The organism is Flavobacterium sp. SH_e, from assembly GCF_025717045.1.
Lineage (GTDB): Bacteria > Bacteroidota > Bacteroidia > Flavobacteriales > Flavobacteriaceae > Flavobacterium.
Genome location: NZ_JAOVZN010000006.1, coordinates 746,947 through 758,826 on the forward strand (window position 1 = coordinate 746,947; position 11,880 = coordinate 758,826).

The 11,880-nt window shown below is 32.5% G+C and carries 12 protein-coding genes; 5 read left to right on the forward strand and 7 right to left on the reverse strand.

What is annotated here, in order from left to right; translation table 11 throughout:
• Position 1 precedes the first annotated feature (1 nt).
• From ubiE to OD917_RS14160, 3 genes are all read right to left on the reverse strand, one after another.
• Positions 2-733, reverse strand: coding sequence for a bifunctional demethylmenaquinone methyltransferase/2-methoxy-6-polyprenyl-1,4-benzoquinol methylase UbiE (ubiE, locus tag OD917_RS14150; RefSeq protein WP_263524102.1), 732 nt, complete (start codon positions 731-733; stop codon positions 2-4).
• 580 nt (positions 734-1,313) lie between these two features.
• Positions 1,314-1,796: a dihydrofolate reductase gene (locus OD917_RS14155; RefSeq protein ID WP_263524104.1), complete on the reverse strand. Its 483-nt coding sequence runs from the start codon at positions 1,794-1,796 to the stop codon at positions 1,314-1,316.
• Between the two features lie 12 nt (positions 1,797-1,808).
• Entirely contained in the window at positions 1,809-2,153 is a 345-nt protein-coding gene (locus OD917_RS14160) for a 2TM domain-containing protein (protein WP_263524105.1), read from the reverse strand.
• A gap of 239 nt (positions 2,154-2,392) precedes the next feature.
• On the opposite strand from OD917_RS14160, the gene OD917_RS14165 reads away from it, so the two are divergent.
• Positions 2,393-2,689 carry an isoamylase early set domain-containing protein gene (locus OD917_RS14165; RefSeq protein ID WP_111288288.1) on the forward strand — a complete coding sequence of 99 codons (297 nt, stop codon included), beginning with the start codon at positions 2,393-2,395 and terminating at the stop codon, positions 2,687-2,689.
• Between the two features lie 37 nt (positions 2,690-2,726).
• On the opposite strand, the gene OD917_RS14170 is transcribed toward OD917_RS14165, so the two are convergent.
• From OD917_RS14170 to OD917_RS14185, 4 genes are all read right to left on the reverse strand, one after another.
• Complete coding sequence (locus OD917_RS14170; RefSeq protein ID WP_263524106.1) at positions 2,727-3,578, reverse strand: thymidylate synthase; 852 nt, start codon at positions 3,576-3,578, stop codon at positions 2,727-2,729.
• A gap of 78 nt (positions 3,579-3,656) precedes the next feature.
• Entirely contained in the window at positions 3,657-4,280 is a 624-nt protein-coding gene (locus OD917_RS14175; protein WP_008466556.1) for a bifunctional nuclease family protein, read from the reverse strand.
• A 164-nt stretch (positions 4,281-4,444) separates the two neighbouring features.
• Positions 4,445-5,413, reverse strand: a complete 969-nt coding sequence (locus OD917_RS14180) for an electron transfer flavoprotein subunit alpha/FixB family protein (RefSeq protein WP_263524107.1) — start codon at positions 5,411-5,413, stop codon at positions 4,445-4,447.
• Positions 5,414-5,541: 128 nt separating this feature from the next.
• On the reverse strand, positions 5,542-6,288 hold the full coding sequence (locus OD917_RS14185; protein WP_263524108.1) for an electron transfer flavoprotein subunit beta/FixA family protein: 747 nt from the start codon (positions 6,286-6,288) through the stop codon (positions 5,542-5,544).
• A 503-nt stretch (positions 6,289-6,791) separates the two neighbouring features.
• On the opposite strand from OD917_RS14185, the gene OD917_RS14190 reads away from it, so the two are divergent.
• From OD917_RS14190 to OD917_RS14205, 4 genes are all read left to right on the forward strand, one after another.
• Complete coding sequence (locus tag OD917_RS14190) at positions 6,792-7,769, forward strand: pyruvate dehydrogenase complex E1 component subunit beta (protein ID WP_008466560.1); 978 nt, start codon at positions 6,792-6,794, stop codon at positions 7,767-7,769.
• Between the two features lie 70 nt (positions 7,770-7,839).
• On the forward strand, positions 7,840-10,341 hold the full coding sequence (locus OD917_RS14195; protein ID WP_263524109.1) for a DUF5686 and carboxypeptidase-like regulatory domain-containing protein: 2,502 nt from the start codon (positions 7,840-7,842) through the stop codon (positions 10,339-10,341).
• Between the two features lie 215 nt (positions 10,342-10,556).
• The gene (locus OD917_RS14200) at positions 10,557-11,156 is read left to right on the forward strand and encodes a DNA-3-methyladenine glycosylase family protein (protein WP_263524110.1); all 600 of its coding nucleotides are present in this window, start codon (positions 10,557-10,559) and stop codon (positions 11,154-11,156) included.
• Positions 11,157-11,267: 111 nt separating this feature from the next.
• Positions 11,268-11,798: an inorganic diphosphatase gene (locus OD917_RS14205; RefSeq protein ID WP_111288276.1), complete on the forward strand. Its 531-nt coding sequence runs from the start codon at positions 11,268-11,270 to the stop codon at positions 11,796-11,798.
• Positions 11,799-11,880: the final 82 nt, after the last annotated feature.

Here is an 11,880-nt window from a genome sequence, read left to right on the forward strand (position 1 = left end):
ACTATTTTTTAGATGCAGAATAAATCGTTGCGACACCAAAAGTTTGAGGCATTGCCACAACATCTATAAACCCAGTTTTTCTTAAAATATTGTTCAGGGCTTCTCCATAAGGAAAAGCAGCAGCTGATTCAGATAAATAGCCATATGCATCATTATCTTTAGAAAATAATTTACCGATTAACGGAAGTATATTTTTGCTGTAGAAATTATAACCTTGTTTGTAAGGGAATTTATCCGGAACAGAAGTTTCTAATATAACAAAAACACCATTTGGCTTCAGAACTCTTAAGATTTCTGCAAAACCTTTTTCAAGATTTTCAAAATTTCTAACACCAAATCCAACTGTGATAGCGTCAAAATAGTTATCCTCAAAAGGCATATTTTCAGAATCACCTAAAACTAATTCAATAACATTTGAAAGCTTTTTTTCTTCGACTTTCTTTTTTCCAACTTCAAGCATTCCTGCTGAAATATCCAATCCAATAATTTTTTCGGCATTGGTTTGTGAAAGTAAAATTGCTAAATCTCCAGTTCCTGTTGCAATATCAAGAATAACTTTTGGTTTTTTGTCTGATACAATTTTTAATACTTTTTTACGCCATTTAACGTCAATACCAAATGAGATTACACGATTCAAATTGTCGTAATTCCCAGAAATGGTGTCAAACATTTGGGTTACTTGCTCTTTTTTACCTAAGGAAGAGTCTTTATACGGAGTTATTTTTTCAGACATTTTTTTTATTTAGGCAAATATAAACAATCTACTTTAACTGTAATTGAGTTTTTTAATTTGTAAAATAAATGTTTTGGAAGATTTATATTAAAGTTAGAAAATACGATATTTTAAGCATCCCTAAATCTAGGTATTTTGTCAAAATCACTAAAAGTTGGTATTGCCTGTCGTGTCTTTTATGAGCAACTTTGCTAAAGTAAAAATGATTAAAGTTTTAATGATTGGTAGTGCCAATGACTTAAACAAATGATTACTTTTTTTGCGCTGGTAATTCATTTGTTCATGAAAGAGTTTTGTAAAGTATTGTTCTTGGGGGGAAATACTATTTTAAAGTGCAAAGTACGTTCTTAGGATTAAATTTGTTTTTGGAAATTTTAATTTTCTGCCTTTAATATCTTAGTGGTATTTGTTATTAAAGGCGTTTTGAGATTTAGGTCTCAATAACATTAAATGTTATTCAGTTTTACAAGTGTTCTTAACATTTGTGATTTTTAAACAAACACTTTTTCTTGAGAGAGTCAGGTCTAAAAAAAATCAATCGTTTTAAAAACATCCTCCCTAATAAGAGGATGTTTTTTATTTATTTTCTAATGTAAGTTTCATACGTATAATCATAAAGATGTTTTTCGTCTTTATAATTTTCTTCAGATTCTACCAGAATCCATTCGCTTTTATTAATTTTTGGAAAGAAAGCATCTGCATCAAAAGTGTGGTGAACTTTTGTTAATTCAATAATATCAGTAAACGGAAGAGCAAGATTGTAGATTTCTCCGCCTCCTATAATGTAGCTATCATCATTTTCAGGGCAAATAGCAATTGCTTTTTCAATGCTATCTACTACAATACATCCTTCAGGGTTATAATTTTCTTGGCGAGAAATTACAATATGAACTCGATCAGGTAATGGTTTGGGAAAACTTTCGAAGGTTTTTCTGCCCATAATAATATGATGACCTGTAGTAAGCGATTTAAATCTTTTGAAATCATTTGGCAAATGCCATACTAATTCATTATTTTTTCCAAGCGCATTATTTTCGGCTGCTGCCGCTATCATTATAATCATGGTATGCTTAAACTAAATTTTATTTTCATTCTCTTCATTAATAGAAGATTCAAGCTGACTGATTCTTTTTTGCTGTAAAGCAACTAATCTGTCGATTTGTTCTCTTTCCCATTTTTTATTCATAAAGCGGTCAGTAATATACACTTTTATAAAATGCAGAATAAAAAGGAAAAGCCAGATTGTAATACCCCAGATGCACCAATTTTGAGTTGTACCTTCTCCAAAGCCAAAAAATTTATTGGCAACAAATAAAAATAAACTTCCTAAAAGGAAAAGAACAAAATGAAAATATAAAACCTTTTTTTGTCTTAATCGGCGCCTTGCGTATTCGTATTGTTCGTGTACTTCTTTTTCCATAAGATAAAAATGAGATTATAAAGTTAAAATTTATTTTCGAAAGTCAATATTTTGGATGTGGAATATTTGCTTTAAAAAATTGTAAGAATTTGAATTACAAAATTTTAACCGCATTAAATTGCAGATTAAACGAAAATTACACCCTCTTTTTGTTATTATAATAAATCGGCTAGAGGAGTAGCGAGTGTTTCGTCGAATTTAATTAATTTTAGGTGTATAAATCTAAAAACGAAATAGTTATGTCTTTAAAGAAACAATTTGTGAAAACGAAACCAGTATGTAAAGTTACGTTTTCGATAGATGCTAAAGATGCAAGTTCTGCTTCTGTTGTTGGAGATTTCAATAATTGGAATGCGGAAGAAGGTGCTTTGAGTAAATTGAAAAACGGTACTTTTAAAGCTACTTATGACTTGGTTAAAGATGCTATATACGAATTTAAGTATTTAGTGGATGGGGCTTATGTAAATGACCCAGAAGCTGATTCTTATAAATGGAATGATTTTGCTGGAAGTGAAAACAGTGTTTTAGTTGTATAAAAAAAATCCGCTTTATATAAAGCGGATTTTTTTGTTTTTATACTGCAACACTTCCTTTTATAGCAGGATGCGGATCATAGTCAACAAGAGTGAAATCACCATAATCAAAATCAAAAATGTTTTTAATCTCTGGATTTAAAATCATTTTTGGTAATGGTTTTGGTTCTCTTGAAAGTTGTAACTCTAGTTGCTCAAAATGATTGTTGTAAATGTGTGCATCACCAAAAGTGTGAATAAAATCGCCAGGCTCTAAGTCGCATACTTGTGCAATCATCATAGTTAACAATGAATAAGAAGCAATGTTAAAAGGAACTCCTAAGAAGATATCTGCACTTCGCTGATACAATTGGCAAGATAATTTTCCTTTAGTTTCTCCTTTTTCAAGATCTGGACTTGCCACATAAAACTGAAAAAAGGCATGACATGGAGGCAATGCTGCTTTGTTATTGGCCACATTTTCTTCAAAAGATTTTTTAGTATCTGGCAAAACCGAAGGGTTCCATGCAGAAACCAGCATTCTTCTACTATTTGGGTTTGTCTTTAATTCTTTGATTAATTCAGAAATCTGATCAATTTCTTCACTGTTCCAATTACGCCATTGATGTCCATAAACTGGCCCTAAATCGCCATTAGAATCAGCCCATTCATCCCAGATTTTTACTCCGTTTTCTTGAAGGTATTTTATATTTGTATCGCCTTTTAAGAACCAAAGCAATTCGTAAATAATCGATTTTAAATGTAATTTTTTGGTCGTAACCATTGGGAAACCTTCACTTAAATCAAAACGCATTTGGTAGCCAAAAACACTTTTTGTTCCTGTTCCAGTTCGGTCTCCTTTTTGATTGCCGTTTTCTAAAACGTGTTTTACTAAATCTAAGTATTGTTTCATGTTTTGTTTATTCGGTTATTCGTTGTAACTGTTTAATCGATTTAACGAATAAACAAATCAACGATTAAACATATACATTTATCTTCTAGAGATTTCGTCTCTAATTTTTGCAGCTTTTTCGTAATCTTCCTGAGAAACGGCTTGATCTAAAAGTTCGTTTAATTCTTGTAAAGAATGTTTTGCATAAACGTCTCCAGATTGATTGCTCTCTTCTTCATGTCCAAAAGTTTCGGGATTTGAAAGAACGTCATCAATTTCTTGAGCACCAGAATCTGTTTCTGCAGTATTTGATTTTAAATAAATACCTGCTTTGTCCAAAATGTTTTTATAGGTAAAAATTGGAGCGTTGAATCTCAATGCAAGTGCAATTGCATCAGAAGTTCTAGCATCGATAATTTCTTCAATTTTATCTCTTTCGCAAATTAAGCTAGAGTAAAAAACACCGTCAACAAGTTTGTGTATAATGACTTGCTTTACCACAATATCAAATCTTTCGGCGAAATTTTTGAATAAATCGTGAGTTAAAGGGCGTGGTGGTTTTATTTCTTTTTCTAAGGCAATAGCGATTGATTGCGCTTCAAAAGCACCAATTACAATAGGTAATTTTCTTTCGCCATCGACTTCGTTCAAAATTAAGGCATAAGCGCCATTTTGAGTTTGACTGTATGAAATTCCTTTTATGGATAATTTTACTAGACTCATATATGTTTGTAAAACGGGCACTTAGCACCGCATTTTAATACTTTTTTTGATTGGAAAATAAAGGTGCAATTTTAATCAAAAAATATGGAACAAAAAAGCTGCCTTAAAACAAAGATACGATTATCTTGTTTTTAGGCAGCTATATTTTTAGAGAGAATTTTAAATTAAGAATGCTGAGCTTTGAAAGCTTTTAATTTCTCTGTTAATTGTGGTATAATTTCAAAAGCATCTCCAACTATACCATAATCAGCCACTTTAAAGAAAGGAGCTTCTGGGTCATTATTGATCACTACTTTTACTTTAGATGAGTTGATACCTGCTATATGCTGGATAGCTCCAGAAATTCCTACTGCAATATATAAGTTTGTTGCAACTGGTTTTCCTGTTTGTCCAACGTGCTCGCTGTGAGGTCTCCATCCTAAATCTGAAACGGGTTTAGAACATGCAGTTGCAGCTCCAAGAACAGCAGCTAAATCTTCAATTAACCCCCAGTTTTCAGGACCTTTCAGTCCACGTCCGCCTGAAACTACGATATCTGCGTCAGCGATAGAAACTTTTCCAGATACTTTTTCTACAGATTCTACTTTTACACCAAAATCATTGTCTCCAATTGTTGGATTGAAATCTTCTGCAGCAGCGGCTCCTGCGCTTTCAAAAAGACCGTAAGAGTTTTTAGCTAAGCCAAGAACTTTTACATCTGTATCGATTTGAGTGATATTGAAAGCTTTGTTTGAGAAAGCGTTTCTTTTTACTTGGAATGGAGAAGTGCTAACTGGTAATCCTACAACATTTGATGCGAAACCAGCTTCTAAAGCTACTGCGACAAGTGGTGAAAGATAAATACTATCTGTTGTAGAAGAAAGCAATACTACTTTTGTTCCTTCTTTTTCAGCAGCTTGTTTGATAACATCAGCGTAAGCTTTTGCATTAAAACCAGCTAATTTATCATTGCTTACTTTTAAAACTTTATCTACTCCGTATTTGCCTAATTCGCTAACATCGCTGATGTTTACAGTTAAAGCTGTAACGGTTGTTCCTAATGATTCAGCTACTTTTTTAGCATAAGAAGCTAATTCGAAAGCAACTTTTTTAAATTTTCCTTCTGCAGATTCTGCATATATTAATATTGACATAATAATTTTAGATTTTAGATTTGTGATTAACGATTTTAGATTTGTGATTAACGATTTTAGATTAACTAATTTTTTGATTTTAAATCTGCAATCAAAAATCGTTAATCTTAATTCATCAATAAAATATCTTAAATCACTTTAGCCTCGTTGTGTAATAAATTGATTAACTCATCTAAATTATCTGCAGAAACTAATTTTACTGCCGATTTTGGAGCTGGTTTTTCAAATTTCACCGCTTTTGTATTTACAGCAGCATCAACTGGCTCAAGAATAGTAAGCGCTTTAGTTCTTGCAGTCATAATACCTCTCATGTTTGGGATACGTAAATCTTTTTCTTCAACAAGACCTTTTTGAGCTCCAATGATTAATGGAAGGGTAGTGCTTACAGTTTCTTTTCCACCGTCGATTTCACGAATCGCTTTTACGTTGTTTCCTTCAACAGTTAAACCTGTACAAGAATTTAAGAAGTTTGAGCCTAAAATACCAGCAATCATTCCAGGAACCATTCCGCCATTATAATCTAAAGATTCTTTTCCAGCAATTACTAAATCGTATCCACCATTTTTAATTACTTCTGCCAATTGTTTTGCAACGAAGAATCCGTCAGTTGGATTTGCGTTTACACGAATTGCTTCGTTAGCACCAATTGCTAAAGCTTTACGTAAAGTTGGTTCAGTATCAGGACCTCCGACATTTACTACAGTTACAGTTGCACCTTGTTGTTCTTGGAACCAGATTGCACGTGTAAGTCCAAATTCATCGTTAGGGTTAATTACATATTGTACGCCATTAGTGTCAAATTCTGAATCACCATTGGTAAAGTTAATTTTTGAAGTAGTATCAGGCACATGGCTGATGCAAACTAGTATTTTCATAAGTATATATTTTGAATTTATAATATGCTTTTACAAATTTAGAATTTAATTTGGAATAATTATACTATGCATGCATAATATTTTTTTAAAACTATTACGATTTCGCAGATTGCTTGGTTTTGAATGGTTTTCATCGGGATTTAAAAACAAATAAGCACTCCTTTTGTCTGATTGTTAGTAATTTTACAATATAGGTAAGGTTGTTAACAAGCTATTTTTTGTCTTATAAATACTAAATTTTGGATTTTTCCGTTCTGATGAATGAATTTTAGAAGAAATAAGAATTAAACAAATAGATTCAAGTTTGTCTAAAAAATATTTTAATAAAATAAATGTGGTTTTAGCGTCTATTAAAACGATTTCGTTAATGTCACAATAAAGATTAAAAAGTTAAAACCTGAGAACAGATAGAAGTTCATGCGATTTTAAATTCAATTTTTGCTTTTAAGTTATTTAAAATATTTATTTTTGCTCTTCAGAAAATTCAACATACAATATAAAATATGAGAACAATACAATTTAGAGAGGCCATTTGTGAAGCGATGAGCGAAGAAATGCGTCGCGATGAATCCATATATTTAATGGGAGAAGAGGTTGCAGAATACAATGGAGCTTACAAAGCTTCAAAAGGAATGCTTGCTGAGTTTGGTGAAAAAAGAGTAATTGATACTCCAATTGCTGAGCTTGGTTTTTCAGGAATTGCAGTAGGTTCTGCAATGAACGGAAACCGTCCTATTGTAGAATATATGACATTCAACTTCTGTTTAGTTGGTATTGATCAAATTATAAATAACGCTGCTAAAATGCGTCAAATGACAGGAGGACAATTTAATGTGCCTATCGTTTTCCGCGGACCAACAGCTTCTGCTGGTCAATTAGGAGCCACTCACTCACAAGCTTTAGAAAACTGGTTTGCTAATACTCCAGGTCTTAAAGTTGTTGTTCCTTCAACTCCTTATGATGCAAAAGGACTTTTAAAATCTGCAATTCGTGATAACGATCCAGTAATTTTCATGGAGTCTGAGCAAATGTACGGTGACAAAGGTGAAGTGCCAGACGGAGAATATACAATTCCACTTGGTGTTGCTGATGTTAAACGTGAAGGGACTGATGTAACTATCGTTTCTTTTGGTAAAATCATCAAAGAAGCTTTTATCGCTGCTGATGAATTAGCAAAAGAAGGAATCTCTTGTGAGATTATCGATTTAAGAACAGTTCGTCCAATGGATAAAGATGCGATCTTAAAATCGGTTAAAAAAACAAATCGTTTAGTAATTCTTGAAGAAGCTTGGCCAGTTGCCAGCCTTTCTTCTGAAATTTCTTATATCGTACAAGAACAAGCGTTTGATTTCCTTGATGCGCCAATTCAGCGTATTACAACTGCAGATACTCCTGCACCGTATTCTCCAGTATTGCTTAAAGACTGGTTGCCAAATGCTGGTGATGTAGTAAAAGCAGTTAAAAAAGTATTATACAAATAATACACATTTAAAATACTCACAAAACTTCATCATTCATAGTTAATTGATGAAGTTTTTTTTTGCCCAGACAATGAAAAGAATAATTTTACTCAGCCTATTTTTTGTATTCGCATTTGCGACTATTGCTACTGCACAAACGAAAGTGAGTGGAATTGTTTTGGACAAGTCTAATCAGCCAATACCTTTTGCAAATGTAGTATTTAAAGGTTCTAATATAGGAATCGTTTCTAATGAAGATGGGCGTTTTTATTTGGAATCACCAAATACTTATACAGCACTTATAGTTTCTTCTGCAGGATTTTCAGATAAAGAAATTCCCTTAGAAAAAGCAGTAAATTATAATTTTAAAATTGTTTTAGGCGAAGCCGAAGCACTAAACGAAGTTGTAATTTACACAGGGAAAACTTCAAAGAAGAATAATCCAGCATTGGATATTTTGAGAAAAATTTGGGCAAGAAAACGTAAAAACGGATTGTATCAATTCAATCAATACCAAATGCAGAAGTACGAAAAAGTAGAGTTTGACATGAATACTATTGATAGTGCATTCATGAAAAACAAACTTTTTAAGGGTATGGAATTTATCTTTAATCATGTTGATACTTCTGATGTTACGGGAAAAACCTATCTGCCAATTTTCATCAACGAATCGGTTTATGATGTTTACGGAGATAATAAATTAAAGAAAGTAAAAGAAAATATAACAGGAAATAAAATGTCTGGTTTTAACGGAAACCAGCAGATTTTATCTTTCGTAAAAGACCTTTATTCAGACTACAACATTTATGATAATCACCTTAAGTTTTTTGATAAAAGTTTTACTAGTCCGCTTTCGCGAACAGGGATTGATGTTTACAACTATGTATTAAAAGACAGTACTTTTGTAGATAAAAAATGGTGTTATAATATTGTTTTTTATCCAAGACGTAAAAATGAATTAACTTTTAAAGGAGACTTTTGGGTTAATGATACCACTTTTGCAATTAAGAAAATTAATATGGGTGTTACAAAAAGTGCCAATATTAACTGGGTAAAAGATATTTACATAGAACAGGAATTTGAGGTTGAAAACGATTCTGTTTTTCTTTTGACTCGTGATTATATGATGTCTGATTTTGCTTTAAACAAGAAAGAAAAATCAAAAGGAGTTTATGGAAAAAGGACAACTTTATATCGTAACCATAAATTCAATATTCAAAAACCAGAGAAGTTTTATAAAGAAGAAGTCAATTTTATAGACAACGCTGTTTACGATCGACCGCCCGAATTCTGGGAAGAAAATCGTTTTGAAAAATTAAATAAAGACGAACAGGGAATTTATAAAATGCTTGATACATTGCAAACAGTCAAGCGATTCAAGCAATTGTATAATCTCGTCTCGATTTTAGGAAGCGGTTACGTCGAATTTAAAAATTTTGATTACGGACCAATTTTCTCCACTTTTGGATATAATGAAGTCGAAGGTATAAGGCTAAGAGTTGGTGGAAGAACCTATTTTGGACCAAATGACCCTTGGCGTATTCAAGCTTATACTGCTTATGGATTTGATGATAATAAATTCAAATACGGAGTTTCGGGAAAATGGATGGTTGATAAGAAAAACCGAGTTATTATTTCTGGAGGAAATAGGCGTGACATTGAGCAAATAGGTGCGAGTTTAACCACTACAAATGACGTTTTAGGACGAAGTTTTGCATCTTCTGCCTTATTTACAACAGGAAGTAATGGAAAATTAACCAATATCAATTTGAGTAATATTTCTGTCGAAATGGAGGCTAAAAAGAACTTCATAGTTCAAGCAGGTTTCTCATATCGAACACTAGAATCGGCATCAAAAACATTTAGTTTAGATTATTATACGACTTTGCCAACTCCTGAAAATCCAGCTGGAGTTATTCAAAGTGCAGTTAAACAATCAGAAGCCAATATTCAGTTTGAGTATATGCCAAATCGTAAAACAATTGGTTATGGAGTTGAGCGTGATTTAGTTGATAGTCCTTTTAGTCATTTCTTTGTGAACTTTAGTTATGGTTTAAAAGGTGTTTTTGATAGCGATTTTGCTTACGAAAAAATCCAGGTTTTTTACAAACAGCCTATTATTATTGGACCTTTAGGACGATCGAATATTATTCTGGAAACAGGAAAAACATTTGGTACGATTCCGTTAGGTTTGATGAGTGTAATTCCGGGGAACCAGACTTATTTTACGATCGAAAACACATTCAGTAACTTGAATTTCTACGAATTCGTTACGGATCAGTATACTACTCTGCAGTGGAATCACGATTTTGGAGGAAGATTATTCGCAAGAGTTCCTTTTATGAGAAAACTGAATTGGAGAGAATTTGTTGGAGTAAGAGCGGTTCACGGAACAATCTCTGATGCAAACCGCGCTATTAATGCTTCGGGATTACCTTATAATGCTCCAGAAAAAGTGTATTATGAATATCATGCAGGAATTGGAAATATATTTAAAGTTTTTAGAATTGATTTCTCTTGGAGAGGAAATTATCTAGATATGCCAGATGCTCATAAATTTGCAGTAAAAGGATCGTTCGGATTTTATTTTTAAAGATGCAAAGGCTCAAAGTTACAAAGTCGCAAAGGTTTTAAATCTTTGCGATTTTTTTGTTTCTAGCTTTTGATAATCATTGAGATTCGAGATCAGATCTTTATCTGCTTAATCTGCTTAATCTGCGAGAGATAAAAAAAACTTAGCGACTTGGCGACTTTGCGAGAACTAACTCCATTTTTCTTAAATTTGATTTACTTTCGAAAACTATAATCATGCAAGAAGCCATAGATTTCCTTTCCTCTAAAAATCCAATATTTCTAGAAATAATAGAAAAGTATGGATTGCCACCAATCCCTAGACGTCCTCCAGGTTTTGAAACTTTGGTTTTATTAATTCTTGAGCAGCAGGTTTCTATAGATTCGGCGAAAGCTACATTCTTAAAAATAAAAGCTTTTGCAACTTGTGATCCTGAAAACATGGCTATTCTTTCTGATGAAGAATTTAGAAGCCTTGGAGTCAGCCGTCAGAAAACAAAATACATTAAAATTTTGGCGGAAGCGGTTTTAAATAAAGAATTAGATATTGAAGGGTTAGCGTCAAAACCTGCAAAACAAGTTCGTGAAGAATTAATTAAATTAAAAGGAATTGGAAACTGGACCATCGATATTTATTTAATGTTTTGTCTGGAAGAGCCTGATTTGATTCCGCTTGGTGATATTGCAGTAATTAATACCATAAAAGAATTGCTGAATATTCACGATAAACAGGAAATGGAAATTCATGCCGAACAATGGAGTCCATATCGTTCTTATGCGACGTATTTGTTCTGGCATTATTACTTGAAAAAAAGAAATCGAACAATTAGCTATTAAATGCTTGTTTTTTAAACTCTAATGCGGATAATTTAACCTTGTTTTTTATTGTAAAACTAGATTCTTTAGTTATTTTTGCAACCGAAATTATAGAAATAATAAAAAACGAAAATGACCGCAGACAAATTAACGACTTTCGATGTATTAATCGAAATACCAAGAGGAAGCAGAAATAAATACGAGTACGATTTTGAAATTAAAAGAATGCGTTTCGATAGAATGTTATTCTCTTCAATGATGTACCCAGCTGATTATGGATTTATTCCAGAAACTTTAGCTTTAGATGGTGATCCTCTTGACGTATTAGTTTTGGTAAACGAGCCAACTTTCCCTGGATGTGTTATGGAAGTGAAGCCAATTGGCGTATTCCACATGGCAGATGATAAAGGACCAGACGAAAAAATTATTTGTGTACCAGTTTCAGATCCAATCTGGAATTCATTAAATGACCTTTCTGATATCAACCCACACTTAGTAAAAGAAATCGAGCACTTTTTCCAAGTTTACAAAGATCTTGAAAACAAAAAAGTAGACGTAGAAGGATGGGGAGACGTAAAAGAAGCTTATGATATCATCGCTGAGTGTACAAAACGTTTTGATGACATTGAAAATAAACCGGCTGGATTATTTAGCATTAAATAATTTTAACCTTATTCTATTATAAAAAAAGCAATACTGCCGTCAGGAGTATTGCTTTTTTGTTTAAATTCGTTCAGTTAGATTG